The following is a 24381-nucleotide window of genomic DNA, read 5'->3' as shown; positions in this document are numbered from 1 at the left end:
CTCCTAAGGGGCTGAGAACAGCGCTCCTCGGAGCGCGGCCGCCTGCGCCCGCCAGAACCGTCGAGAGACAGGCTTCTCGGCGAAGAGCACGTCGAAGCCGTGGAACGCGCCCTTCACGACGGTGCTCTCGCACGGCACGCCCGCGTCGCGCAGCCTGCGCGCGTACTCGAGATCCTCGTCGAGGAAGAGATCGAGCGACCCCACGCCGATCCACGCGGGCGGCAGGCCCGAGAGGTCGTCGCGCCGGGCGGGTGCCGCGTAGGGCGAGATGCCGGGACCGCCGGGAGCGGTGCCGAGGTACGTCGACCAGCCGTAGCGGTTGCTGCCCGGGCTCCAGATGCGCACGGTGCGGGTGTCGAGATCGTCGCGCAGAACCGTGCGGTCGTCGAGCATGGGGTAGACGAGCAGCTGGAAGGCAGGAGCGATCTCGCCCTTGTCGTGCGCGTAGAGCGCGAGTCCCGCGGCGAGTCCGCCGCCCGCGCTCGCGCCTCCGATCGCGATGCGCTCGGGGTCGACGCCACGCTCGGCCGCGTGCTCGACCAGCCAGCTCAGGCCGGCGTAGGCATCCTCGATCGCGGCGGGCGACGGATGCTCGGGGCCGAGCCGATAACGCAGGCCTACCACCGTGATTCCCAGCGTGCGGGCGAAGTCGATGCTGGAGCGTTCGTCTTGAACGGGGTCGCCTTGCAGGAAGCCGCCGCCGTGAATCCAGAACAGGGCGGGCGCCGACCCGGTGAGCGTTCTCGGTCGGTACACCCGCAGCGAGACGTCCGGGCCGCCGGGAGCGCCGGGCACCGTGATCTCGTCGATCAGCATGTCCTCGGGCGTGGGCGGTGTTCGCTGCGGAACACGACTCATCACCGACACCACTCGCGGCCCGAACGAGAACCGCGGAATGAAGCGGCCGACGGCGAGATCCGGGTGAAAGGCGCTCATAGATCCTCCTTGATTGACGCAACCGTACAACAGTCTCCGGTATGGGCTCAGCTCGAGATCATCGCGATGCGCACCGTGACGCTGGCCTGCACCCTCGTGCGGGAGAGCAGGTCGACGATGTGGTCGTGGGCTGCGCGACCCGTCTGGTGGGCGGGCGCACGTTCGTCGACGCCGATGACCGCGGTGACGGTCGTGCCCTGCTCACCCGCCTCGACACTGATCAGCGGGGCCGGCACTGCGGGCGCGGGAACGACGGCGGCGCCGACCTCCTCGACGACGACCTCGACGATGGGAGCGCTCGAATAGATGGCGGTGACGCCGTCGACTTCGCGGAGGACCCTCTCGATCTCCACGGCGAGCGCGGTCGCGGGGGAATCGGCCATGCGGGTGTTCCTCTGCGTCAGGCTCGGGTCGAACTCCCCCGAGCGGGTTCGGCATGCAGCCATTTCTCAGCTTTTTCGCACACCTGGGGCGTGACGATCGGGCGTCGACATGCGTCCTACGGGTAAGAGTCGCACACACGGATTTCTTCATCGAAGTCTTGACACGAGTCGACGTCGTCGGTTTCGGCGTCGACATGCGAGCGTGCGCGGCTCCCGCCGGCCGCACCCCGCGAACCGGGAGAACCCGAGAAGAACAGGAACGACATCATGAGCGCAGCAGACAAGATCCAGAACGCCGCCGAAGACCTCAAGGGCAAGGCGAAGGAAGCACTCGGAAACCTCACCAACGACGACAGCAAGGTCGCGGAGGGCAAGGCCGACCAGGCCAAGGCCGACGCCAAGAAGGCCGGCGAGAACGTCAAGGACGCCTTCAAGCACTGATCGCACCGCACCGTCTTCGACCCCGGCCTCTGTCTACGAGGCCGGGGTTGAAGCATCCGAATCACCGACAGGACCCTGATGGGAAAAATCATCTACGGCAACTCGGGGGTCGAAATGATCCTCGACGACAGGCCGCTCAACCACGTGCGCGTGGTCGTGCTGGCCAAACTCCGACGGGGCGAGAGCTTCGCCCTCTCGTGGGAGAACGATCGCGGCCACCACATGATGTGGCTGCACCCCGCGATTCCACTCGCATTCACCTTCTCGGGCAAGAGACACCCGGCGCTCAACCGCGCCTGGGTAGACGCTCTCATGCGCACGGCGAACTCGGCCACAGGTCTCGAGGTCGTGCCCGAACCGCCCGAGACAGAACGATGAGACACCGCCCGCGGAGTGTGTGGTTCGCGCTCGGCACGGGAATCATCACGACGATCATCGTCGCGGCGATCGTGCTCGTGCCGGTCGCGGGGCTCGTCGCCTCCGCCGCGGCGGCGGCCCCGTTCGTCGACTTCCCCGTCGCGAGCATGACCGTCGCCGTCATCGGCGGCTACGCGCTGGCTGCCGGATTCCTGGCGCTCATCCTGCGCATTCGTCGCGGCCCGCTGGCCTGGATCTGCGCCGTCGCCGCCGTCATCGCGGCGCTCGTCGTGTCGGTCTACCCGCTGGCCGCGGGCGCCGGAGCGGCCGCAGCAGAGGCCGGCGAGGCGATCCCGACGATCGTCGACTGGGTCGGCAGGCTGCAGCAACTGCTGCCCTGACCGATCGAATCATCGGCTGCCGACAGGTCGTCCAAAAGATTTTCAGATTCTTTCGTGACGAACCGGCCGCAGCACACGACCTATCCATGAAGCAGCACCAAGCCCCGGAGGATCCGGGCACTCATACCAAGGAGATAATCATGGCCACCACGCCCACACCCGCCACTCCCGCCGCCGCGGCGACCGCCCTGCCCGTGTCGACCACGCTCGGCAAGACCACCATCAACGATGGAGTCGTCGCCAAGGTCGCCGGCATCGCCGCCCGCGAATCCAGCGGCGTCTTCGCCCTCGGAGGCGGAGCGGCCCGCGCGTTCGGCGCCATCCGCGAGGCCGTTGCCGGTGCAGACCAGAGCCAGGGCATCAACGTCGAGGTCGGCGAGAAGCAGGTCGCTGTCGACGTCACCATCGTCGCCGAATACCCCGCGCCCCTGCAGGACGTGGCCGACGGCGTTCGCGACAACGTGATCCGCGCCGTCGAGACGATCGTCGGACTCGAGGTCACCGAGGTCAACGTGACCGTCAACGACGTGCACCTGCCCTCCGACGACAACAACAAGGACGACGCAGCAGAGGCGCGAGTCCAGTGACCCCCTCGGCAACCCGCACGGGCATCCTCATCGGCGCGGTCCTCGCGCTCACCTGGATCGTGGTCGGATTCTGGGCGTTCTTCTTCGTCGCCATCGCCATGGCCATCGGTGCCCTCATCGGCCGCGTCATCGAGGGCAAGCTCGACGTGACCAGTCTTGTCGACGCGTTCCGCGGCAAGCGCTCCTCGTCATGAGCATCGCCTCGACGACCGAGACCGGAGCGGCACAGCGCGGTCGCACCCGTGTCACGTCGAAGGCCCTGAACAAGGTCGTGTCGGCGGTCACCGCCGACGCCCTCGGGGTCGACGCCGCGCGCGTGGGCGTCGAACTCGCCGACCACACGGGTGCGCTGGCCCTGGTCGTGACCACCCCCATCCGGATCGTGTCGCTCGATCGAGTGAGCACCGACAACTCGGTCGTCGCACGATCGGGCGGAACGATTCTCGACAGGGCCGGCCAGGCGCAGACGACGATCCGCGATCGGGTGAGCGCGCTCACCGGTTCGCAGATCGCCCGCGTCACCGTGAAGGTCTCCGGCGTCACCATCCAGCCAGAGGAGAGAGTGAAATGAGCTCCGACAACAAGGCTCTCTACGCGCGGATCAGCCGGCGCGAGACCCACTCGCCGCGCTCACTGCTCGCGATCGTTCTCGCGGTCGTGCTGATCATCGTGTTCGCCTGGGTGGGCACCGAGGTCGTGATCGCCCTTCTCGGGCTTCCCGCCCTGTTGGTCGCGCCATCCGACATGTTCGCGTCGGCCCTGGGCCTCGCCGAGCAGCCGGCAGCGATCGTTGCGGCCGCGGGCATCGTCGCGGCGGTGATCGGTCTCGTGCTGATCATCCTGTCGCTTTCGCCCGGCCGCCGTGCCCGGCATGTGATCGACACCGAGCGTGCGGCGACCGTCGTCGACAACGAGGTCATCGCATCCGCCCTGGCCCGGCACGCGTCGTACGCGGGCAACGTCGACCCCGACAACACCACCGTGTCGGTCTCGCACCGCCGCGCCGTGGTCGACCTCACCCCCACATCCGGAATTCCGGCCAATCGCGACGACGTGACCGAGGCCGTGACGGCCCAGCTCGACGCATACGGCCTGCGCCCCACCGTTCGGGCACGGGTTCAGATCGCAGAGAAAGCGAAGGTAGGCGCATGAACAGCACCAATCGTGCAGCCAACAGGCTGCTGATCTTCGTCTGCGGACTGCTTCTGCTCGTCGTCGGTGCGGCCGCGGCCGCCGCTGTGCTCGTTCCGTTCGTTCGGGATGCCTGGAAGGACACGAGCGGGCAGGTCACCGACCAGGTGGCGAGCTGGCTCGAGCAGACTCAGCTCGCCGGCCTCGGAGTGAGCTGGATTCTCATCGCCGTCGTCGCGTTGCTCGTGATCGCCATCATCGTGCTGATCGTGTTCATCTCACGGCAGGGGCGCGGCCACACCGGCATCGCGCTGACCGACCCCACGAGCGAGCACGGGTCGACCGTGATCGAGTCGTCGGTCGCCGAGCACGCCCTGAAAGACGCGCTCGACGCACACTCCGAGTTCGTCGGCTCCCACGTCTCGACGTACAAAGTGCGCCGCACCCCCGTGCTGAAGGTGTCGGTCACCTGCCGACGCGGCGTTTCACCGAAAGACGCGGCCGCGATCGTCGAATCGAAGCTCCACGCGCTCGACGAGCTGCTCGGCCGCGAGCTGCCCGCGCTGATCCAGATCAGCGGCGGCTTCCGAGCCCGGGTCACCAAGACCACCCGCCTGCAGTAACCCTCCAGAAAGAAGAAGAACATGCCTAAACCCCTCGTGTGGCTCGTCGTGATCGCCGTCGGCGCAACCGCCTACGTTGTCGGAGCCAAGGCCGGCCACGGCCGCTACAAGGAGATCAGCGAGACGGCGAAGGCCTTCTGGAACGATCCCGCCGTGAAGAAGGCCCGCGCCCGCGCCCAGAAGAAGACGCAGAAGGCGGCCAAGAAGGCCGTGAAGAAGATCTCGAAGTAACTGCGCTCGTCCACTCCCGCCCCACCACGCAAGGAACGCACATCATGACCGACAAATCCCCGAAGCACACAGCCGACGATGTCATCGACAAGGCTGCAGACACCGCGCACGACCTGGCCGACAAGGCGGGCGTCGAGGGCGACGTGAAGAAGACCGTCGACCGGGCATCCGACGCCGCCAAAGACGCCGCCGGCACCGCCTCCGACGTGGCCGAGGACATCGGTCGAAAGGTCGAGAAGACGGCCGATGATGTCGTCATGTCGGCCCGGGACTTCGCTGACGAGGGCAGCAGCCGCATCCGTTCGGCCTACGAGGACAACCCGACGCGGTTCGTGACCGTCGCCGCGCTCGCGGGTGCCGCTGTCATTGCACTCGTGGTCGCCCTGGCCAAGCGCAGCTAGCTGCCCCGTCAGGCCGAGCCGTCGACGTAGACCCAGGCTCCGTCGACGCGCGTGAAGGTGCTGATCTCGTGCTGCACGCCCGACGATCGGCCCTCCGGCGCATCCACCCGGTACTTCGCCCGGAACTCGACGACACCGTCGGTGTCGCGTTCGGCGCCGAGCTCGGTGCGCACGATCTCGAGCCACAGCCAGCGCGTGTCGGCATCGAGCTCGAGCGTCGCCGGGCGGGTATCCGGATGCCACGACCGCAGCAAGTAGGCCGGGTCGCCCACCGCGAACGCCGAGAACCGCGACCGCATGAGCCGCTCGGCCGTCGGCGCGGGGGAGAGCCCGAGGTGAATCGGCCGACAGCACTCGCCGTAGCTCAGGCCGGAGCCGCAGGGGCAGCGCGCGTCCGATTCCACCCCTCCATTATCGGTGGGGCAGCGCGTGTCAGTGGAACTGGGGAATGATCAGGTACAGCCCGTAGAGCACCGCCGCGACGCAGACGGCGAGGCAGGCGAACGCACCGAGGGTGGCGCCGAGCGGGCGCGAGCCCCTGGCGGTCGACACGATCGATCCGTCGGCGCCCGTGTCGTCGTCGGAGCCGACCGCCAGCAGGCGCAGTCCCAGCGCGAAGAACACGACGATCGCGACGGCGGCCCCGAAGGCCACGACGAAGACGATGCCGAACGCCGCCCAGTCGACGCCGAGGAACTTCTCCGAGCCGTCGGCTGCCGCGACGAGAGCGGTGGCGGTGGAGTCGATCATGATCAGGCCTTTCCGGTCGATGCGGTCTCGGGTTCACGCGATTCCGCGTCGACGTCGTTCACATTGTTGTGGGTAACGGGATGCCTGCGCGCAAGGAACACGAACGCCAGCCCGCCGGCGAGGGCCAGCACGGCCACGACGATCAGTCCCACGGTGCTGGTGCTCGCGATCCAGGCGGCGAGCCCGCCCACCAGCGCGGCGGCCGGCAGGGTGAACACCCAGGCCATGGCGATGCGTCCGACGACTCCCCAGTGCACGGTCGCGAGCTTCTTGCCGAGGCCCGAGCCGACGACGGCGCCGGAGGTGACCTGCGTCGTCGACAGGGCGAATCCGAGGTGTGACGAGATGAGGATGGTGGCGGCCGAGCTGGTCTCTGCGGCGAAGCCCTGGGCCGGCTGCACGTCGGTGATGCGCTTGCCGACCGTGCGCATGATGCGCCAGCCGCCCAGGTAGGTGCCGAGCGCGATGGCCAGACCGCAGGATGCGACGACCCAGAACTGCGGGCCCGTTCCCGACCCCTGGTAGCCGGCCGCGATGAGCGTGAGCGTGATGACGCCCATGGTCTTCTGCGCGTCGTTGGTGCCGTGGGCGAGCGACACGAGGGAGGCCGAGATCGTCTGTCCGTGCCGGAAGCCGGCATCCGCCCCGCGTGACCGGGCCTGCTTGGTGATGCGGTAGGCGGCGTAGGTCGCCACCAGCGCGACGAGGCCGGCGACGAGCGGCGAGAAGAGCGCGGGCAGCACGACCTTCGAGAGCACGACGCCGAAGTCGACCGATCCGAATCCGGCGCCGATGATCGCCGCCCCGATGAGGCCGCCGAAGAGCGCGTGGGTCGAGCTCGACGGCAGTCCGAGGTACCAGGTGCCGAGATTCCAGAGCACGGCGCCGACGAGTCCGGCGAAGATCATCGTGGGCGTGATCTGCACACCCCCGTCGCCCTCCTTGATGATGCCCTGGGAGATGGTCTTCGCCACCTCGGTCGAGAGGAAGGCACCGACAAGGTTGAGCACGGCCGAGATGGTGACCGCGACCTTCGGCTTGAGCGCGCCGGTCGCGACCGAGGTAGCCATGGCGTTGGCCGTGTCGTGGAAGCCGTTCGTGAAGTCGAACACGAGGGCGATGGTCACGACGAGCAGAACGGTGATGAGAGCATCCACGTTTTCGTCCCTTCGAATCGGGCACTCCTGGCGATCGGGAAGCGGTTCGTTCGGCGATCGCGGGCGACGGTACGCCCCGACGGTTAAATCGGGATGAACAACGCCGGAGCGATAGTCTCAGCAGCCGTTAACCTCGGCGGCGCACCATGAACGGCATGTCGATGTCAGAGCCTTTCGAACCCCAGATCGAGCGCCACCCCGCAGACCGAGACGAAGATCTCGACCTGCACGACGGGCCGGTCGACGGGCCGGACACACTCCCCGGCAGCGATGCCGGTGAAGAGGGCACGCTGCAGCAGCACGAGTCCACGAAGGACATCCCTTTCCGGCGTCCGACGCCCGGCGAGCACCTGACTCCGGAGCAGCTCGAAGCCGAACTCGACGACTGAGACGCCCGGCACCTGGCGCGCGTCAGCGCAGCGCGGTCGGCACCACGTCGCGGCGCTGCCAGCGCACCGAGATGCTGCGCCTGAAGTCGGAGCGGCCGAAGCCCTCCTGCAGTTCGTGCACGACGGCGGCCATCGACGCGGCGAGTGACTTTTCGTCGGCCGCGACAACGCTGACCGTGAGCGACCGGCCCTCCTGCCTCACCAGCGCGCGCCCCGCGATGGGAATCGACACGATGAAGCCCTGGGCATCCACCGGCATGCGCCGATATCGAGCAAGCCGATCGGTGAAGACCGAGAGGGCATGGGGGGAGTCGAATGCGGTGAGGATCGCCGTTGACGTCTGCATGGGTGCACCCTCGCAGGTCGCGGTGACGGGGCGGTGAACGCGCCATGACGGGAGATCGTCACGCGTCGATGCGATGAATGTCCGAACCTCGGGTTAGCCTGCCGTCATCATGACTCTCGAAGCGCCCCGCCCCACCGTCGACACCGTCGCCGGTGACGCTGCCGACGGGGCCGCTCTGGTCACCGTCTATGCGCCGGCGCACGAGGTCGACGTCGCGCGAACGATGGGCGTGCACTCCCGGGGCACGGGAGACCCGACCTGCCGATCGACGCCCGAGGGGTTCTGGCGCACGGTGCGCACACCGGAGGGCGCCGCCACGTTGCTGATGCGCCAGCGACAGCACGGCATCGAGGCACGAGCCTGGGGGCCGGGCGCGCACTGGGCGATCGATCGGGTACCCGCACTGCTCGGTGCCGACGACGACTGGTCGGGGCTGACGCTGCACACCCATCCGGCGCTCGCCGAGGTGCGTCGCCGCAATCCGGGCATGCGCCTCAGCCGCTCCGGCCTCGTCATGGAGGCGCTCGTGCCCGCGATCATCGAGCAGAAGGTCACCACGCTCGAGGCTCATCGGGCCTGGTACCGGCTCATCCGCATCTACGGCGAGGTCGCGCCGGGGCCCGCGCCCGCGGGCATGCACGTCGCACCCAGCGCGGAGACCTGGCGCGGCGTTCCTTCATGGCAGTGGCATCGTGCCGGCGTCGACCCGCGCCGCAGCCGTACCGTGGTGTCGGCATGCCAGTTGGCCACGGCGCTCGAGCGGGCCGCGACGGCGGATGCGGAGACGGCGGCGACACGGCTGCAGACACTGCCGGGCATCGGCAGGTGGACGGCGGCCGAGACCACGCAGCGCAGCCACGCCGACCCCGACGCGGTGAGCGTGGGCGACTATCACCTCGCCGCTCACGTGGGCTACGCGCTCACGGGTTCGCCCGTCGACGACGACGGCATGCTCGAGCTGCTCGAACCGTGGCGCGGACACCGTCAGCGCGTCGTGCGGCTCATTCTCGCCAGCGGCTTCGCCAAGCCGAGGCACGGCCCGCGCATGACGATTCAAGATCACCGCGGGCACTGATCGGCACCGCAGGGGTGCTCGACTACCGCAGCACGGCCTTCGAATGGTCGGCCGGATTCACCAGAACGTCGACTTCAGTGCCCGGCTGCCACTCGAACTGCGCCCTCTCGGGAATCAGTTGGCGCTGACGCAGTTCGTAGGCCTCGAACCCCTCGAGATCGATCTCGAGCGTCACGTCGAAGAACTCGTTGCGGTCGACCCATTCGTCGGTGCGGTCGACCGCGAGGATGGTGGCGGTGCCCGGCAGCCAGTGGCGCATCAACCCCGAATCGACGTCGAACGGATTCTCGATGTCGTCGATGCCCCCGTCAATCATTGAGCCATCGTAGCCACAATGACTCAGTGAGAGTCAAGACTAGTGAGTAACAATCAGCTACTGGCGGACGCCTGCGAGCGCAGCTCGAGAACGGCCATCGCCGCATTGTGACCGCCGAGGCCGCTCACGGCCCCGCCGCGGCGGGCGCCAGAACCGCAGAGCAGGATGCGGTCGTGGCCTGTCGCGACGCCCCAGCGCTCGGCCGGGCTCTCGAGCGCGGCGTCATCGTCGACGAACGGCCACGACAGCGGTCCGTGGAAGATGTTGCCGCCCGGCATGCCGAGCGATCGTTCGATGTCGAGCGTGGTCTTGGTCTCGATGCAGGGGCGTCCCTCTGAATCGAGCAGCAGGCATCCCTCGATCGGCTCGGCGAGCACGCTGTTCAGCGAATCGATGACCGCGGCCTGCAGGCGCTTACGCATCTCGTCGTTGTTCTCGCCGGTGATGAGGCGGGACGGCACGTGCAGGCCGAACACGGTGAGGGTCTGGGCGCCGGATGCCTGCAGCTCGGGCGACAGGATCGACGGGTCGGTGAGCGAGTGGCAATAGATCTCGGCGGGCAGCGGCGACGGCAGAGCGCCCGCCTCGGCCGCATCCACGGCCCGATCGAGCTCGGCGTAGCCCTCGTGGATATGGAACGTCCCTCCGAAGGCGGCTTCGGGCGACACGCTCTCGTCGAGCAGCTTCGGCAGCCGCGAGAGCAGCAGGTTCACCTTCACCTGGGCGCCCTCCGGCTTGGTGCGAACGCCGGCCTCGCCCTCGGCGCCGGCCTCACCGAGCAGGCGGTCGAGCACCCAGGGGGCGACGTTCGACAATACGTGGCCGGCGCGCACGACCCGCTCCGACCCGTCGACGGTGTACGACACGGTGCCGTCGGGGTCGATTGCGGTGACCTCCGCACCCGTCACGATGGTGGCACCGGCCTCCGTGGCCGCATGCCAGAGCGCACCGCTCACAGCGCCCATGCCGCCCACCGGCACATCCCAGTCCCCGGTTCCGCCACCGATCACGTGATACAGAAAACAGCGGTTCTGCGCGAGGTCGTCGTCGGATGCTCGGGCGAACGTTCCGATGAGCCCATCGGTCAGCAGAACACCCCGCACGAGGTCGTTCTCGACGTCGGCCTCGATGGCTCCGGCGAGCGGATGCTCGATGAACGCGTTCCAGGCGATGTCGTCGCCGACCAGGGCCCGGGCCTCCGACCGTGTCATCAGCGGCTCCGTGAGGCTCGGCCACAGCGTCTCGGCGAGCCGCGCCGCGCGACCCTGGAACCGCGCGAGACCCTGCGCATCCGGTTCGGCCCCGATCGCGGCGAACGACGCCGCGGTGGCCTCGGAGTCGCCGGTATCGATGAGCAGGCCCGTCGATGTGCCGGGTAGGGGAGTGTAGGAGGAGTAGCGGCGGCGCAGCAGGGTGAGGTCGAGACCGAGGTCGTCGATGATGCGCTGAGGCAGCAGGCTCACGAGGTAGGAGTAGCGCGAGAGCCGCGCGTCGTGGCCCGCGAACGCCTGCGCAGAGACTGCGGCCCCGCCCGTGTGATCGAGGCGCTCGAGCACGATGACCTCGAGGCCCGCTGTGGCGAGATAGGCGGCCGCGACCAGGCCGTTGTGGCCCCCGCCCACGATCACGATGTCGGCCGAATCGGCAACGGCTGCAGTGCTCATGCGTCGAGCATAGTTGCGGGGTGCGCTCCGCCTCCGGGCGTTGGGGGCACCCACGCCATATCCTCGAAGAGTGACCTCTGCGAACCCGAACTCGCCCGAATTCGAGGCCGACCCGAGCCTGACCCCCGTCGATCTCGCGGCACCGGCGATAGCCCTCGTGCGCCGCTGGCTCGACGAATCGAAAGACGTCGAGCCCGACCCCTCGGCCGAGCGCCTCGCGGGGGTTCTCGAAGATCCCGACGGCCTCGCCTTCACCGTGGGCTTCGTCGACGGTGTCGCGCGCCCCGAAGACCTGGCGGTCGCCGCCAAGAACCTGCAGGCCCTCGGCAGTCGGGTGCCCGCCTTCCTGCCCTGGTACCTGCGCAGCGCGGTCGCGGCCGGAGGCGTCTTCGGCGAGGTCGTTCCCGGAGTGGTGGTTCCCGCGGCTCGCAAGGTTCTGCGGCAGATGGTCGCACACCTGGTGATCGACGCGACCCCGGCGAGGCTGGGCGCGGCGATCGAGAAACTGCGCGCCGACGGCTCGCGGCTGAACCTGAACCTTCTCGGCGAGGCGGTCCTCGGCTCGGCCGAGGCCCGACGTCGACTCGAGGGCACCGAGAAACTGCTCGCCCGAGACGACGTCGACTACGTGTCGGTGAAGGTGTCGGCGATCGCCAGCGACCTCTCGATGTGGGCGTTCGACGAGACGGTCGAGCGCGTCGCCGAGACCCTGCTGCCGCTGTATCGCATCGCTCTCCCCACGAACAAGTTCATCAACCTCGACATGGAGGAGTACCGCGATCTCGACCTGACCCTCGCGGTATTCATGAAGATCCTCGACCGCGAAGAACTGCTCGGCTACTCGGGCGGCATCGTGCTGCAGGCCTATCTGCCGGATGCGCTGGGCGCGATGCAGCGCCTGCAGAACTGGGCGGCCGAGCGTCGTTCCCGGGGCGGGGCTCCCATCAAGGTGCGCGTGGTGAAGGGCGCGAACCTCGCCATGGAGCACGTCGACGCTGCCCTCCACGGCTGGCCGCTCGCCACCTTCGACAGCAAGCGGGAGACCGACACGAACTACAAGCGGGTGCTGGAGTGGGCTCTGACTCCCGAGCGCACCGACGCCGTGCGCATCGGAGTCGCGGGCCATAACCTGTTCGACATCGCGCTCGCGTGGCTGCTCGCCAAGCACCGCGGGGTGACCGACAGCATCGACTTCGAGATGCTGCTCGGCATGGCCACGGGCCAGGCCGACGCCGTGCGCCGCGAGGTGGGCGCGCTGCTGCTCTACACACCCGTCGTGCACCCCAAGGAGTTCGACGTGGCGATCAGCTACCTCGTGCGCCGACTCGAAGAGAATGCCAGCGACGAGAACTTCATGTCGAGCGTGTTCGACATCGCCGCCAGCGACACCGTGTTCGAGCGCGAGAAGAACCGCTTTTTGGCGTCTGTGGATGCGTTGGAATCGGAGCCGTTCCCTTCGACGGGCTCAGGGAACGGGACGGGGTCAGGGAACGGGACGGGGTCAGGGAACGGGAACGCGGCCAACCGCACGCAGGATCGCGGTGACCTCTCCGAGCTCGCCCGCGCGACCGAGTTCCAGAACACGGCCGACACCGACCCGTCGCTGGCGGCCAACCGCAGCTGGGGCCGTCGCATCCTGTCTCTGGTCGGGCCCGGCAACCGCATCGGCATCGACACCATCGACGCGGCCGTGGTGACCGATCCCGCGGTTCTGGATGGCATCATCCACTCGGTGCGCGAGGCAGGGGCCCGCTGGGGCTCGCAGACCGGCGCCGAGCGCGCGGCCGTGCTGCGCCGGGCCGCGCTGGCGCTCGAGGCCAACCGCGACAGGCTGATCGAGGTCATGGCCTCGGAGACCGGCAAGACCATCGCGGAGGGCGACCCCGAGGTGAGCGAGGCGGTCGACTTCGCGAACTATTACGCCGAGCGAGCCGAGGAGCTCGACCGGGTCGACGGGGCCGTGTTCGTGCCGTCGGCGCTCACTGTCGTGACGCCTCCGTGGAACTTCCCCGTGGCCATCCCCGCGGGCGGTGTCCTGGCCGCCCTCGCCGCCGGCAGTGGAGTCGTCATCAAGCCGGCACCACAGGCCCGCCGATCGGCCGCCGTGCTGGTCGAGGCCCTGTGGGAGTCCGGCATCCCACGCGAGCTGCTCGCGCTCGTCGACATCGAGGAGGGCGACCTCGGCCAGAGGCTCATCTCCCATGAGCTCGTCGACCGCGTGATCCTCACCGGGGCCTACGAGACCGCAAAGCTGTTCCGCTCGTGGCGGCCAGAGCTGCCTCTTCTCGCCGAGACGAGTGGCAAGAACGCCATCGTCGTGACGCCCGCCGCCGACCTCGACCTCGCGGTGGCCGACATCGTGAAGAGCGCCTTCGGCCACGCCGGACAGAAGTGCTCGGCCGCGTCGCTCGTGATCCTCGTGGGGTCGGTGGCGCGTTCCGAACGTTTTCACCGGCAGCTAATGGATGCGGTGTCGTCGCTGCGGGTCGGCTACGCATCCGACCCGCTCACCGAGATGGGCCCACTCATCGAGCCCGCCGAGGGCAAGCTGCTCGAGGGGCTCACCACGCTCGGACCGGGGGAGAAGTGGCTCGTCGAGCCGGTGCGGCGCAGCTCCGACGGGCGACTCTGGACCCCGGGGGTGCGCGAGGGTGTGCTGCCGGCCTCGACGTTCCACACCACCGAGTACTTCGGCCCCGTTCTGGGCATCATGCACGCGTCGACGCTCGAACAGGCCGTCGAGTACCAGAACGGCACCGACTACGGTCTGACCGCCGGGCTGCACTCCCTCGACCCGGCCGAGGTCGAGCAGTGGCTGGCCACGGTCGAGGCGGGCAACCTCTACGTGAACCGCGGAATCACCGGTGCCATCGTGCAGCGCCAGCCATTCGGGGGGTGGAAGCGCTCCGCCGTGGGCGCGGGCGCCAAGGCCGGCGGCCCGAACTACCTCGTGCACCTCGGATCGTGGGTCACCGAGCCGGGCGAGCCCAGTGAGGGCCTCAGCAACGCGGGGCTCGACGGTCGCGTCGGCGCTCTGCTCGACTCGGCGCAGGCCGGCCTCGACTGGACCAGCTTCGACCTCGCCCGGCGCGGGGCGAAGAGCGACGCGGTCGCGTGGTCGCAGTCGTTCGCGCCCGTCGACCGCTCGGGCCTCGGCGTCGAGCGCAACGTGCTGCGCTACCGGCCCGTTCCGGTCACGGTGCGGCTCTCCGACGACGGTGAACGGCACGAGCTGCTGCGCGTGCTGTCGGCGGCGACGCTGGCCCGGTCGAAGGTCACCCTGTCGTCGGCGCACAAGCTTCCCCGACCGATGCGGGCGCTGCTCAAGGAGTGGGCCGTTCGCGTGGTCATCGAGAACGACGAGGCGTGGCTCGCCCGTGTGGCGGCGGTTGGGGTCTCGACCCCGCGCATCCGGCTGATCGGCGGCTCGGCTGCCGCTCTGGCCGCGGCCCTGGGCGCCGAACCGGATGTCGCGGTGTACGCCGGCGAGGTCACTCGCGCCGGCCGCATCGAGCTGCTGCCGTTCCTGCGCGAGCAGGCGGTCTCGATCACGAACCACCGTTTCGGCAACCCAAGCACCCTCAGCGACGGACTGCTGTAGCCCGCCACTTCGAGTTGCCTGTTGCGGTCACGCGAATTGGCATCGTGGCGCGGTCGAGCGGCGCGAATTGTCACCTCGGCGGGGTGGGCCCGTGCGGGATGATGGGGACATGAGCTCTGGCACCTTCGACTTCTTCGCGCAGGACGAGCTGCCGGGGCCGGCGCTCACTCTTGAGGAAGCGCAGCGGATCGCCCACGAGAAGTTCGGCATCGACGGCGTCGCCAGCGAGCTGGGCAGCCAGCAGGACGCGAACTTCCTATTGATCGACGAACAGGGTCAGCGCGCCGTTCTCAAGATTGCAAACCCGGCTTTCTCCCGTCTCGAGCTCGAGGCGCAGGATGCGGCGACCCGCCATCTCGCCGAGCGGCAGCCCGGGCTGCGGCTGCCGGTGTCGCGGGCCGGGGCATCCGGGGCCACGATCGAGACCGTCGACGTGGGCGGCGAAGACTTGCTCGCCCGGGTGATCGAGCACCTCGGCGGGGGCACCCTCTCGGGAGGCGGCTACCTTCCCCCGGCGGCCGTCGCGAGCCTCGGGGAGGTGGCCGCGCGCGTGTCGTCGGGCCTCGCCGACTTCGCGCATCCGGGCACCGAACGCACCCTGCAGTGGGATCTGCGGCACGCGGCCGCGGTCGTCGAACGGCTCGCCCCCTACATCTCGAACGGGCTCCGGCGAGCAGCGGTGCTGGATGCCACGGCCCGGGCCTCGGCGGCCGTCGCCACCCTCGCGGGCCGGCTTCCCGTGCAGGCGATCCACGGAGACGTGGCCGACGACAACGTGGTGTGCACGGTGTCGGCTTCAGGCTACCGAGTCGCCGACGGCGTGATCGACTTCGGCGACGTGATGACCTCGTGGCGTGTGGCCGAACTCGCCGTCGCGATCTCGTCGGTGCTGCATCATGCGGGCGCCTCCCCTCTCACTGCACTGCCCGCGGTGCGCGCCTTCCACGCGATCACGCCGCTCACGAGCGATGAGGTAGACGCCCTCTGGCCGCTCGTGGTTCTGCGCGGAGCCGTGCTCGTGGCCAGCGGAAACCAGCAGGCATCCATCGACGAGGGCAACGACTACGCGACCGGAGCCGTCGAGCACGAGTGGCGCATCTTCGAGGTCGCCGACAGCGTTCCGCTCGCCGTGATGACGGGCGTTCTGCGCGAGGCGCTGGGGCTGGATGGGCTGGGTTTGGATGGGCTGGGTCTGGATGGGTTGGGCGCGGCGACCACGCCGGCGACGGTTCCGCCGGTGGTCGCGCCGCTCCTGCCGGCGCTCGATCCCTCTGCGCCGGCGGTGCTCTCGCTCTCGAGCGACTCCGACGAGATGAACGAGGGCCGCTGGCTTGCGCCGTCGGTAGAGTTCGACGCCGCCCGGCGCCTGCTCGCGACGGGCGCGGATGCCGTGATCACCCCGTATGGGGAGCGTCGGCTCTCGCGGTCTGTCGTCTTGTCGCCGGATGCCCCCGCCGTGGCCGCGCTGTCGACCTCGGTGTTCCTGCCGGTGCCGACCGCCGTGCACGCTCCCTGGTCTGGACGCCTCGAGCGCCGCGACGACGCGGTCGAGTTGGTGTCGCGCGGAGTCCGGCTGGTGCTCCGCGGCCTCGACACGGGAGTTGCCTCGGGCACGCAGCTGCGGGCGGGCCAGCAGCTCGGAACGACGGCCGTCGTCGCGGCCGGGCTGTCGGCGCTGTCGGTTCAGCTCGTGACCTTCGACGGGGCCGCGCCGGAGTTCGTGCAGAGTGCGCTGTTCGCCGGGTGGAGCCTGGTGAGCCCGGATGCGACTTACCTGCTGTTCACGGTTTCCCTTCGACAAGCTCAGGGAACGAAGGCCGCTCAGGGAACGGAGGAGTCGCTGCTCGAGCGTCGCGCCGCCGTCTTCGCCGATGTGCAGGAGCACTACTACGCCGATCCGCCCCGCATCGAGCGCGGCTGGAGGCACACCCTCGTCGACACCGACGCCCGCTGCTATCTCGACATGGTGAACAACGTCGCCTCGGTCGGCCACGCGCATCCGAGAATCGCCGAAGCCGCGTACCGCCAGCTGCAGCGCTTCAACAGCAACTCGCGCTTCAACTACTCCTCTGTCGTCGAGCTCTCCGAGCGGCTCACGGCCCTGCTGCCCGAGCCGCTCGACACGGTGTTCCTCGTGAACTCCGGCTCGGAGGCCGACGACCTGGCGCTGCGCATCGCCTGGGCATGGAGCGGACGGCAGGACGTCGTCTCGGTGCGCGAGGCGTACCACGGCTGGACCTTCGCGACCGATGCCGTGTCGACCTCGGTGGCCGACAACCCCGACGCCCTCGAGACGAGGCCCGACTGGGTGCACACCGTGCCGGCTCCGAACGCCTACCGGGGCGAACTCCGGGGTGCCGACGCGACCCACTACGCGAGCCGAGCGGCCGCCCAGGTCCGCGAGCTGACGGCATCCGGTCGCCCGCCCGCGGCATTTCTCGCCGAGGCCTTCTACGGAAACGCGGGAGGGATGCCCCTGCCCGACGGCTACCTCTCCGAGGTCTACGCGGCCGTGCGCGAGGCCGGCGGGCTGGCGATCGCCGACGAAGTGCAGGTGGGCTACGGCCGACTGGGCGAGTGGTTCTGGGGTTTCGAGCAGCAGGGGGTGGTTCCCGACATCGTGACGATCGCGAAGGCGATGGGCAACGGGCATCCGCTCGGCGCGGTGATCACGAGCCGCGAGGTGGCCGAGAACTACCGCAACCAGGGGTACTTCTTCTCGTCTGCCGGGGGATCGCCGGTGTCGAGCGTGATCGGCCTGGCCGTTCTCGACATCCTGCGCGACGAGGGGCTGCAGGAGAACGCGCGCGTCGTCGGAGGGCACCTGCGCTCGCGGCTTGCCGCGCTCGCAGACGCGCACGAGCTGGTGGGAGCGGTGCACGGATCCGGCCTCTACCTCGGCCTCGAGTTCGTGACCTCGCGGGAGACCCTCGAGCCGGCGACGCGCGAGACCGCGGCAATCTGCGAGCGGATGCGCGAGCTCGGCGTGATCATCCAGGCCACGGGCGACCGGCAGAACATCCTCAAGATCAAGCCGCCGCTGACCCTCACGATCGAGGCGGCCGACTACTTCGTCGACATGCTCGACCGGGTGCTCTCGGAGGGGTTCGGCTTCGACGAGAGGCGCCGCTCGGCGTGAGCGTTCCGTTAACCCGACTGCGCTAGCGTGCGTTCGTGACTTCACCGCGACTGGCCCGTCGACTCACGCTGGGCGACGCCGTCTTCATCGGCCTCGGATCGATGATCGGCGCCGGCGTCTTCGCCGTGTTCCAGCCCGCCGCGCAGACTGCGGGCGTCGGCCTGCTCGTGGGACTGGCGATCGCGGCCGTCGTCGCGTTCTGCAACGCGCACTCCTCCGCGCGGCTCGCGGCGCAGTACCCCTCGGCGGGCGGAACCTACGTCTACGGCCGCGAGCTCCTCGGACCGTGGTGGGGGTTCGCCGCCGGCTGGAGCTTCGTTGTCGGCAAGATCGCCAGCTCGGCCGCCATGGCAATGACCTTCGCGGCCTACGCCGTTCCGTCACCGTGGTCCCGCCTGGCCGCCGTCGCGGTGGTCGTCGTGCTGGTCACGGTGAACCTCTTCGGAATCACGCGCACCGCGTTTCTCACCCGGCTGATCGTGGTGCCGGTGCTGGCTCTGCTCGCCGTGGTCGTCGCATCCGGTGTTCTTGGCTCGGCACCGAGCGGCCCGGGCGCCGACGCCTTCGCGGGCCCGTCGGGCGACGCCTTCGCCGTGCTGCAGTCGGCGGGCCTGCTGTTCTTCGCTTTCGCGGGGTACGCGCGCATCGCCACCCTCGGCGAGGAGGTGCGCGACCCGGCCCGCACGATTCCGCGGGCGATCGGCATCGCTTTCGCGGTCGTCGTGGTTATTTACGCCGCCGTCGGAGTGACGGCGCTCGGTGCCCTCGGCGCATCCGGTCTCGCGGCCAGCGACAACCCGCTCGTCGATGTCGTGACGGCCAATGGATGGGCGTGGGCCTCGCCGCTGGTGCGCATCGGGGCCGCTCTCGCCTCGCTGGGCGCGCTGCTGGCGCTCATCACGGGAATCGGTCGCACGAGCTTCGCGATGGCGCGCGAGGGAGATCTGCCGCGCTGGTTCAGCGCCGTGCATGCCCGCTACAGCACGCCGTACCGGGCGGAGATCGCGGTTGGCATCGTGGTGATCGTGCTGGTGCTCGTGGCCGATCTGCGCGGAGTGATCGCCTTCTCGTCGTTCGGCGTGCTGCTCTACTACTTCGTGGCGAATGTGGCGGCGTTCCGGCAGCGGCGCGAGCTGTCCGGGGCCCGGATGCGCACTGCCGGGCGCGTGGTGAGCGTCGTCGGCGCGATCGGCTGCGCGGTGCTCGTCGTCACGCTGCCGCTGCCGGCCGTCGTGACCGGCGCCGCAGTGGTACTCGCAGGCTTCGCGCTGCGGGCCCTGCGGATGAGTCGTGTCTGATTCAGAAGGAGTGCGTCACCGTGCGGATAGTGGCGACGGCGGAGCTCTCCTCCTGAATCAGTCGCGGGCAGCGGCGCGAACGAGGCGTGAGCCCTGGCGCTGCACACGGTTCTGCGAGAGCGCGAGCTCGAGGCCACGTTCGATCCACACGCGGGTCGACTCGGTGAGTCGCGAGTACCCGAGAACCGACGCCGTCTCGCGCAGCAGCTCGTCGGAGTCGATGCTGAGCGATTCGGCGAGCAGCAGCTCGATCGCGTTCGAGATCTCCTGCGGGCTCACGTCGGTCACAGGGCGAATGGCGGTCGAGGAGGTGCGACGCGCCCCCCGCCAGGTCGACGCGTCGAGCCCGGCGGGCCATACGAAGTCCTCTGGCGAGATCGCGAACGCGCCGCGCACGGTCTGCTGCAGCAGCTCACGCTTGGCGTCTCCGACGCGGCTGTAATCGAAGCGGCGCGCGATCGTCGACACCAGCCGGTCTACCGGTATCGGCCCCTCCATCTCGAGGATGCTCGCCGCCTCGGTCTCGATGATCGGCACGGCGTCGAGGTTGTCGAGCTTCGACTGCGGGTACACCGCACTGTCGTCGGCCGGCTCGAACACGGGCAGTTCGCGCGCCAGGGTCGACGTCGACGCGGTCGTGGGGAACGCCCTCTCCGCCCGCGCATCCTCGGCGGCCCGGTCGGCCGCCTTTCCGGCGTCGCGCGTGGCCTCCACCGCATCCGCGTCGGGCTGGCGTGCGCTCGCCGGGTGATCGACGGCCACGACGATCCGGGCGATCAGGGCGCTGCGGTCTCGGATCCACGCCGGCAGCCAGGCGCGGATGACCGCGGGCCACGACATCACGTCGACGAGCAGGTTCGGCGCGCCGTCGCGGTCGCTCACGGTGGGGCGCGACGCCCAGCCGGGTCCGTCGACCATCACAGCGACGGCCCACGACGACGATCCGCGGTGCCGCACGGCGAGGTCGACCGTGAACGACGAGAGTCCGAGGCCGGTCTCCACCTCGAGTCCGCGATCGCGCAGCGCCGTGGCGAGCTCGTCGACGAAGCGTCCCTGGTTGCCGGTGACGGCATCCTGCGCCCCGCCCCGGCCGCCGCCCGGAAGCGCGCCCGCGCTGCGGGTCGCCGCGAACTCGAGATACGACTTGAGGTCGGCGATTCCCTGGGCGCGCGATCGGGTGAGCTGGATGTCGGCCGCGTCGAACGAGCTGAACAGCACCACCTGCCGCTTCGCGCGGGTGACCGCCACGTTGAGACGGCGCTCGCCGCCGGGCAGGTTGAGAGGCCCGAAGTTCAGGGGCAGGATGCCCGTGGCCGGGTCCTTCGAGAACGCGAGCGAGAACAGAATGGTGTCGCGCTCGTCGCCCTGCACGTTCTCGAGGTTCTTCACGAAGAGCTCGGAGCCGGGGGCGGCGAGCAGCGCCTTCTGGATCACCGGGTCGGTGCTGTCCTCGAGCTTGTCGAGGATGAGGTCGCGCTGCTGCACGTTGAAGCACACGACGCCGATCGATTCGCGCATCGTCGAAGGCGCCCGCAGCCGAGCCACGATCTCGTCGACGATGGCCTGCGCCTCGACCTCGTTCGTGCGGGTGCGCCCGCGGTCGAACGTGCCGTCGACTCGGCGCCAGCTGAGCCCGGTGCCGCCGGAACCGGCCGAGGCGCCGGACGCCGCCCCCGCAGCCGCCGCTCCGCTGAGCGGCGACGGCAGGCTCACGAGCTTGTTGCCGTAGTAGGCGGCGTTCGAGAACGCGATGAGGCTCTCGTCCTGGCTGCGGTAGTGCCAGTTGAGCCAGAGCTGCGGCAGTCCGGACTCCACCGACTCGGTGAGGATCGACTCGAGGTCTTCGACCACCAGCGGTTCGTCGCGTTCGGGGGCCGGGGTGTCGGGACCCGTCGCATCCACCTGCATGATGCGCGTGGGAGGCATCTGCTTCGAGTCGCCCACCACGATCACGGCCTTGCCGCGCCCCATCGCCCCGATGGCCTGAGGCACCCTGATCTGCGACGCCTCGTCGAAGATCACGAGGTCGAATTCGATGCTGTCGGGGTCGAGGAAGTGCGCCACCGAGCCCGGGCTCATGAGGAACACGGGCACGATCGACGTGAGCGCGCGCGGGTAGCGGCGGGCCACCTCGCGGAAGGCGAGGCCGCCGCGTTTGCGCTCGATCTGGCGGGCGAGCTCGGCGACCTCGCCGCGCAGCTCGTCGGCGTCGAAGGGCCGGGCGGCCAGCAGCTCGGCGGCCAGTTCGCCGCGCAGCTGCTCGCGCACGAGAGCGCCCTGGTCGCGGTAGGCCGAGACGTGTCGATCCTGCGCGTCGCCGTCGAAGGTGTCGAGGTTCGCCGCGCTCAGCCGCTCGTCGAGAGATGCCGTCGCGAGACCCCGCATCAGGGCCTCGGATGCGTCGGTCGGCTCGATCTGGCCCGTCGCCAGCTGCGTGCTGAAGCCGGCCAGGCCCAGTTCGCGCAGGTGCTCGAGCTGGCGCCGCGTCTCGGTGAAACGCTGCAGCTGAAGCAGCCCGGTGGCGCGCACGTCGATCAGCCAGGCCACCTCGTCGGTGGCCCAGGACGAGACCCAGTCTCGTCCGTGCGTCCACTGCCGCACGGTCAGTCCGGTCGCGCCGACGGCGGCGAGCCAGCGGTTCCAGCTCGCGTCGATGTCGCGCACGATCGCGGCGTCGGCGTCGGTCGTTCCAGCGGCGCCCGCGCCCGCGCCCGCGGAGACCCAGCTCCAGGCCCTCGGGGTGCGCTTCGCCAGCCAGACGGAGCCGAGCGAGGTGCGCACGGCCGTGTCGAGGGCGGTCTTCGCCTCGGGAGCGTAGGGCTGCCAGCCCGCCGGGAGAACGAGACCCGCCAATGCCGACGCCTGGCGCTGCAGCTCCTGCGCATCCGATCGGGCCGCCTGCAGAGCCACGAGCAGCGGAGTCACGGCCTTGCCGCTCGGCTCGAAGCCGGCGCGCAGCAGGGAGCGCAGGGCGGAGCGGATCGATCGGCGGCGCAGCTCCGGAAGGAACCAGGCGCCGTCGAGCGCGGTCGAGCGCTCGGCCCACTCGTCGAGCCTGGGCGCCTCGATGGCGGCCGCCGAGGCATCCGCCAGAACGGCGGCGTGCCGCTCGAGGTAGTCGGCGAGGCCCGTTCGCAGGGCGTCGGATGCCTCGCGCCAGCTCGTGCGGTCGATGGCGGCCAGCGCGTCGGCGGGCGGCAGAAGGCCTCGCGAGCGGGCGTCGAGCAGCCGCGATGCGACGGGCAGCTCGGTGGCCGGGCGCAGGTCTCCGAGAACGAGGCGCGCCTCGGGCGACAGCTCGTCGAGCCGGGGGCGCACGGCGGCGAGATCGCGCAGCGAATCCGTGACCGGTGCGACCTGCAGCCGGGCGGGATCCGTCGCGCCCACGACGAGCCACGGGTGCGCGGGCCGCAGGCCGAAGCGCTGCGCTGCATCGCGGAAGTCGCGGGCGACGATGGTGGGACTCTCGTCGGGAGTGGTGGTGAGCCAGCCCGTGGGCACGGCCGCGGTCGGGCCTTCTCCGAGTGCGGCCAGGGCGTCGTAGGCCGACCACACCGTATAGCCGAGCGCGTTCGGCGAGTGCACCCGCGTGGGATGCCGGTCGAGCTCGGCGATCGCCGCGCGCAGCCGGGTGTCGGCCAGGGCCCACGCGTGCGGATCGGTGGCCACGCGCAGCCGCAGCGACTCGCGCAGCTGCTCGCGGATCGTGTTCATCGACTGCTTCGCGCCGTGCAGCTCGAGGCTGAACGCGCCGAGCCCGATCCGATCGAGCCGTCGCTTGACGACCTCGAGGGCGGCCTGCTTCTCGGCCACGAACAGCACGGTCTTGCCCTCGGTGAGCGCGTGCGCGATGAGGTTTGTGATGGTCTGCGACTTGCCCGTGCCGGGAGGGCCCTCGAGCACGAAGGACTGACCGCTGGTGGCGCGCACCACGGCCGCCATCTGGGATCCGTCGGCCGCGATCGGCAGCCGCAGGGCCGCCTCGTCGATCGTGGGCCGAGCATTGCCGGCGGGCTCCACGAACGTTTCGCCCGGACGCTCGACGAGGTGCCTGACCACGGGATTCGACAGGAGGGAGCGCCAGTTGCTGTCGATGTCCTTCCAGATCTGGAAGGTGGAGAAGCGCAGGATGGCGAGGCTCACCGACTCCTCGAGCCGGTAGGGCAGCTCGGCCTCCGCGAGCTGGCGGCGGATTCCCTCGAACACCGCCTCGATCGCGAGGCCGGAGTCGTCGATCGCCGGCGAGCTCAGCTCGGTGAGGTCGAGCCCCTGCGTGGTCTGGAACCACTGCAGCAGGCACAGATTGGGCTGCGCGAGGTCGTCGCCGTCGGCGGCGAGGAAGTAGGGGGTGAACGACAGGCCGCCTGTGAGCCGCACCGGCATCAGGAACAGGGGAGCGCGCGCCTCGCGCCCATCCGGTCTCGTGTGAACCAGCGTGCCCAGCGTGAGGTACAGGTAGTTGCTGCCCGTCTCCTGCTCGAGCGACTCGGCCTCGCGCTTCATGGCGCGCAATTGCTTGCGGTGCTTCTCGTCGTCGAGCTGAGAGAACAGGGTGCGAGAGGTACGGAAGACGGCGCTCAGCTCGTCGTGCGCGAGCGGCGTGTGCGAGTCGATGCCGTCGACCCGCTTGCGGCCCGATGCGTCGAGGCCGCTCGAGAGGCGCAGCTTGCGGCCCGCGTGCACGGCGTCGTCGATGGAGGGGAGAAGGCCCGGAGGCACCACGAGGTCGAGCACCCTCTGGGTGCGCGGCATGTTGAGCAGAGGGTTGCGCAGGGTGAGGTCGAGCAGGTCGCGCTTCCAGTTGCGTACGCGGGCGGGGGAGTCGTCGAGGCGCTCGAGCCTCGACAGCACCTCGGCGTCGGCCGCGTCTTCGACGGGGTTCTGGGGCGCGTCCTGCACTGCGTCCTGCAGGGGGGCTTGGACGGCGGCTACCATCGGCGCGTCCTCGACCGGGGCGTCACCGTCTTTGAGCGGTCCTGCGTGCCTGGCGCGCCTGACCGGCTCGTCGGTGTTCATGTTCATGGTGCGTGTCTCTCCCCTTGCATCCAGTGTCGCCTCTGTGCGCTGGAGGAAAGATGTGCCGAGCCGTGGAGGGCGAAACCGGCGGGCGGACTGCCTGGTTCCCATGGCCGCGGGGGGTCTGTCAAGGCGGGGT

24 protein-coding genes are annotated in these 24381 nt (G+C 69.8%); 15 read left to right on the top strand and 9 right to left on the bottom strand.

Annotated elements, in window-relative coordinates; all coding sequences use genetic code 11:
- Positions 1-3: 3 nt before the first annotated feature.
- Together ASF06_RS03745 and ASF06_RS03740 are read right to left on the bottom strand one after the other, a co-directional pair.
- A complete protein-coding gene (locus tag ASF06_RS03745) occupies positions 4-936 on the bottom strand; it encodes an alpha/beta hydrolase (protein ID WP_055943451.1) in 933 nt (310 codons plus the stop codon).
- 47 nt (positions 937-983) lie between these two features.
- Positions 984-1319 (bottom strand): hypothetical protein, encoded by a 336-nt coding sequence (locus ASF06_RS03740; protein WP_055943449.1) that lies wholly within the window; start codon positions 1317-1319, stop codon positions 984-986.
- A 267-nt stretch (positions 1320-1586) separates the two neighbouring features.
- Between ASF06_RS03740 and ASF06_RS19050 the strand changes: the two genes are divergently transcribed.
- From ASF06_RS19050 to ASF06_RS03695, 10 genes are all read left to right on the top strand, one after another.
- Positions 1587-1760: a CsbD family protein gene (locus ASF06_RS19050; protein WP_082465913.1), complete on the top strand. Its 174-nt coding sequence runs from the start codon at positions 1587-1589 to the stop codon at positions 1758-1760.
- Positions 1761-1838: 78 nt separating this feature from the next.
- Positions 1839-2138: a DUF7882 family protein gene (locus ASF06_RS03735; RefSeq protein WP_055925290.1), complete on the top strand. Its 300-nt coding sequence runs from the start codon at positions 1839-1841 to the stop codon at positions 2136-2138.
- Positions 2135-2518, top strand: a complete 384-nt coding sequence (locus ASF06_RS03730) for a hypothetical protein (RefSeq protein ID WP_157439056.1) — start codon at positions 2135-2137, stop codon at positions 2516-2518. Before ASF06_RS03735 ends, ASF06_RS03730 begins: the two co-directional genes overlap by 4 nt.
- A gap of 140 nt (positions 2519-2658) precedes the next feature.
- On the top strand, positions 2659-3105 hold the full coding sequence (locus ASF06_RS03725) for an Asp23/Gls24 family envelope stress response protein (RefSeq protein ID WP_055943444.1): 447 nt from the start codon (positions 2659-2661) through the stop codon (positions 3103-3105).
- Positions 3102-3299 (top strand): DUF2273 domain-containing protein, encoded by a 198-nt coding sequence (locus ASF06_RS03720; RefSeq protein WP_055943440.1) that lies wholly within the window; start codon positions 3102-3104, stop codon positions 3297-3299. The genes ASF06_RS03725 and ASF06_RS03720 overlap by 4 nt, the downstream gene beginning before the upstream one ends.
- On the top strand, positions 3296-3676 hold the full coding sequence (locus tag ASF06_RS03715) for a hypothetical protein (protein ID WP_055925278.1): 381 nt from the start codon (positions 3296-3298) through the stop codon (positions 3674-3676). The genes ASF06_RS03720 and ASF06_RS03715 overlap by 4 nt, the downstream gene beginning before the upstream one ends.
- Entirely contained in the window at positions 3673-4257 is a 585-nt protein-coding gene (locus ASF06_RS03710; protein WP_055943438.1) for a DUF6286 domain-containing protein, read from the top strand. The genes ASF06_RS03715 and ASF06_RS03710 overlap by 4 nt, the downstream gene beginning before the upstream one ends.
- Positions 4254-4859, top strand: a complete 606-nt coding sequence (locus ASF06_RS03705; protein ID WP_055943435.1) for a hypothetical protein — start codon at positions 4254-4256, stop codon at positions 4857-4859. Before ASF06_RS03710 ends, ASF06_RS03705 begins: the two co-directional genes overlap by 4 nt.
- A gap of 21 nt (positions 4860-4880) precedes the next feature.
- The gene (locus ASF06_RS03700; protein WP_157439055.1) at positions 4881-5090 is read left to right on the top strand and encodes a hypothetical protein; all 210 of its coding nucleotides are present in this window, start codon (positions 4881-4883) and stop codon (positions 5088-5090) included.
- A 44-nt stretch (positions 5091-5134) separates the two neighbouring features.
- Positions 5135-5491 (top strand): hypothetical protein, encoded by a 357-nt coding sequence (locus ASF06_RS03695; RefSeq protein ID WP_055943428.1) that lies wholly within the window; start codon positions 5135-5137, stop codon positions 5489-5491.
- An 8-nt stretch (positions 5492-5499) separates the two neighbouring features.
- Here ASF06_RS03695 and ASF06_RS03690 read toward each other — a convergent pair whose 3' ends face one another.
- From ASF06_RS03690 to ASF06_RS03680, 3 genes are read right to left on the bottom strand one after another with little or no spacing between them, the layout of a single operon-like run.
- A complete protein-coding gene (locus tag ASF06_RS03690) occupies positions 5500-5895 on the bottom strand; it encodes a YchJ family protein (RefSeq protein WP_055943425.1) in 396 nt (131 codons plus the stop codon).
- Between the two features lie 28 nt (positions 5896-5923).
- A complete protein-coding gene (locus ASF06_RS03685; protein WP_055943422.1) occupies positions 5924-6241 on the bottom strand; it encodes a hypothetical protein in 318 nt (105 codons plus the stop codon).
- Between the two features lie 2 nt (positions 6242-6243).
- Positions 6244-7398 (bottom strand): inorganic phosphate transporter, encoded by a 1155-nt coding sequence (locus tag ASF06_RS03680; protein ID WP_055943417.1) that lies wholly within the window; start codon positions 7396-7398, stop codon positions 6244-6246.
- 155 nt (positions 7399-7553) lie between these two features.
- Here ASF06_RS03680 and ASF06_RS03675 point away from each other — a divergent pair, with 155 nt between their 5' ends.
- Complete coding sequence (locus ASF06_RS03675) at positions 7554-7787, top strand: hypothetical protein (protein WP_157439054.1); 234 nt, start codon at positions 7554-7556, stop codon at positions 7785-7787.
- A 22-nt stretch (positions 7788-7809) separates the two neighbouring features.
- Here the strand turns inward: ASF06_RS03675 and ASF06_RS03670 are convergent, their stop codons facing one another.
- On the bottom strand, positions 7810-8133 hold the full coding sequence (locus ASF06_RS03670) for a hypothetical protein (RefSeq protein WP_055943411.1): 324 nt from the start codon (positions 8131-8133) through the stop codon (positions 7810-7812).
- Between the two features lie 109 nt (positions 8134-8242).
- On the opposite strand from ASF06_RS03670, the gene ASF06_RS03665 reads away from it, so the two are divergent.
- Positions 8243-9208 carry a DNA-3-methyladenine glycosylase family protein gene (locus ASF06_RS03665; RefSeq protein WP_235500880.1) on the top strand — a complete coding sequence of 322 codons (966 nt, stop codon included), beginning with the start codon at positions 8243-8245 and terminating at the stop codon, positions 9206-9208.
- A gap of 22 nt (positions 9209-9230) precedes the next feature.
- On the opposite strand, the gene ASF06_RS03660 is transcribed toward ASF06_RS03665, so the two are convergent.
- On the bottom strand, positions 9231-9524 hold the full coding sequence (locus tag ASF06_RS03660) for a DUF3592 domain-containing protein (RefSeq protein ID WP_055943408.1): 294 nt from the start codon (positions 9522-9524) through the stop codon (positions 9231-9233).
- 53 nt (positions 9525-9577) lie between these two features.
- Positions 9578-11188, bottom strand: a complete 1611-nt coding sequence (locus tag ASF06_RS03655; protein ID WP_055943405.1) for a phytoene desaturase family protein — start codon at positions 11186-11188, stop codon at positions 9578-9580.
- 70 nt (positions 11189-11258) lie between these two features.
- Here ASF06_RS03655 and ASF06_RS03650 point away from each other — a divergent pair, with 70 nt between their 5' ends.
- The 3 genes from ASF06_RS03650 (at position 11259) to ASF06_RS03640 (ending at position 19226) form a co-directional block, all read left to right on the top strand.
- Complete coding sequence (locus tag ASF06_RS03650) at positions 11259-14789, top strand: bifunctional proline dehydrogenase/L-glutamate gamma-semialdehyde dehydrogenase (RefSeq protein ID WP_082500679.1); 3531 nt, start codon at positions 11259-11261, stop codon at positions 14787-14789.
- Between the two features lie 109 nt (positions 14790-14898).
- A complete protein-coding gene (locus ASF06_RS03645; protein WP_055943401.1) occupies positions 14899-17928 on the top strand; it encodes an aminotransferase in 3030 nt (1009 codons plus the stop codon).
- Positions 17929-17963: 35 nt separating this feature from the next.
- A complete protein-coding gene (locus ASF06_RS03640; RefSeq protein WP_055943398.1) occupies positions 17964-19226 on the top strand; it encodes an APC family permease in 1263 nt (420 codons plus the stop codon).
- A 57-nt stretch (positions 19227-19283) separates the two neighbouring features.
- Here the strand turns inward: ASF06_RS03640 and ASF06_RS03635 are convergent, their stop codons facing one another.
- A complete protein-coding gene (locus ASF06_RS03635) occupies positions 19284-24248 on the bottom strand; it encodes a DUF4011 domain-containing protein (RefSeq protein ID WP_055943395.1) in 4965 nt (1654 codons plus the stop codon).
- Positions 24249-24381: the final 133 nt, after the last annotated feature.

Origin of the sequence: Agreia sp. Leaf244 (genome assembly GCF_001422695.1) — a bacterium.
Taxonomy (GTDB): domain Bacteria; phylum Actinomycetota; class Actinomycetes; order Actinomycetales; family Microbacteriaceae; genus Agreia.
The sequence above is the reverse complement of the archived record's forward strand: the minus strand, read 5'-3'. Positions and strand labels throughout refer to the sequence as shown.

What these genes read in the sequence shown, in the direction of transcription:
- ASF06_RS03745 (WP_055943451.1), bottom strand. Translation starts at nt 936, where the DNA reads ATGAGCGCCTTTCACCCGGATCTCGCCGTCGGCCGCTTCATTCCGCGG.
- ASF06_RS03740 (WP_055943449.1), bottom strand. Translation starts at nt 1,319, where the DNA reads ATGGCCGATTCCCCCGCGACCGCGCTCGCCGTGGAGATCGAGAGGGTC.
- ASF06_RS19050 (WP_082465913.1), top strand. Translation starts at nt 1,587, where the DNA reads ATGAGCGCAGCAGACAAGATCCAGAACGCCGCCGAAGACCTCAAGGGC.
- ASF06_RS03735 (WP_055925290.1), top strand. Translation starts at nt 1,839, where the DNA reads ATGGGAAAAATCATCTACGGCAACTCGGGGGTCGAAATGATCCTCGAC.
- ASF06_RS03730 (WP_157439056.1), top strand. Translation starts at nt 2,135, where the DNA reads ATGAGACACCGCCCGCGGAGTGTGTGGTTCGCGCTCGGCACGGGAATC.
- ASF06_RS03725 (WP_055943444.1), top strand. Translation starts at nt 2,659, where the DNA reads ATGGCCACCACGCCCACACCCGCCACTCCCGCCGCCGCGGCGACCGCC.
- ASF06_RS03715 (WP_055925278.1), top strand. Translation starts at nt 3,296, where the DNA reads ATGAGCATCGCCTCGACGACCGAGACCGGAGCGGCACAGCGCGGTCGC.
- ASF06_RS03710 (WP_055943438.1), top strand. Translation starts at nt 3,673, where the DNA reads ATGAGCTCCGACAACAAGGCTCTCTACGCGCGGATCAGCCGGCGCGAG.
- ASF06_RS03705 (WP_055943435.1), top strand. Translation starts at nt 4,254, where the DNA reads ATGAACAGCACCAATCGTGCAGCCAACAGGCTGCTGATCTTCGTCTGC.
- ASF06_RS03700 (WP_157439055.1), top strand. Translation starts at nt 4,881, where the DNA reads ATGCCTAAACCCCTCGTGTGGCTCGTCGTGATCGCCGTCGGCGCAACC.
- ASF06_RS03695 (WP_055943428.1), top strand. Translation starts at nt 5,135, where the DNA reads ATGACCGACAAATCCCCGAAGCACACAGCCGACGATGTCATCGACAAG.
- ASF06_RS03685 (WP_055943422.1), bottom strand. Translation starts at nt 6,241, where the DNA reads ATGATCGACTCCACCGCCACCGCTCTCGTCGCGGCAGCCGACGGCTCG.
- ASF06_RS03675 (WP_157439054.1), top strand. Translation starts at nt 7,554, where the DNA reads ATGTCGATGTCAGAGCCTTTCGAACCCCAGATCGAGCGCCACCCCGCA.
- ASF06_RS03670 (WP_055943411.1), bottom strand. Translation starts at nt 8,133, where the DNA reads ATGCAGACGTCAACGGCGATCCTCACCGCATTCGACTCCCCCCATGCC.
- ASF06_RS03665 (WP_235500880.1), top strand. Translation starts at nt 8,243, where the DNA reads ATGACTCTCGAAGCGCCCCGCCCCACCGTCGACACCGTCGCCGGTGAC.
- ASF06_RS03660 (WP_055943408.1), bottom strand. Translation starts at nt 9,524, where the DNA reads ATGATTGACGGGGGCATCGACGACATCGAGAATCCGTTCGACGTCGAT.
- ASF06_RS03655 (WP_055943405.1), bottom strand. Translation starts at nt 11,188, where the DNA reads ATGAGCACTGCAGCCGTTGCCGATTCGGCCGACATCGTGATCGTGGGC.
- ASF06_RS03645 (WP_055943401.1), top strand. Translation starts at nt 14,899, where the DNA reads ATGAGCTCTGGCACCTTCGACTTCTTCGCGCAGGACGAGCTGCCGGGG.
- ASF06_RS03635 (WP_055943395.1), bottom strand. Translation starts at nt 24,248, where the DNA reads ATGAACATGAACACCGACGAGCCGGTCAGGCGCGCCAGGCACGCAGGA.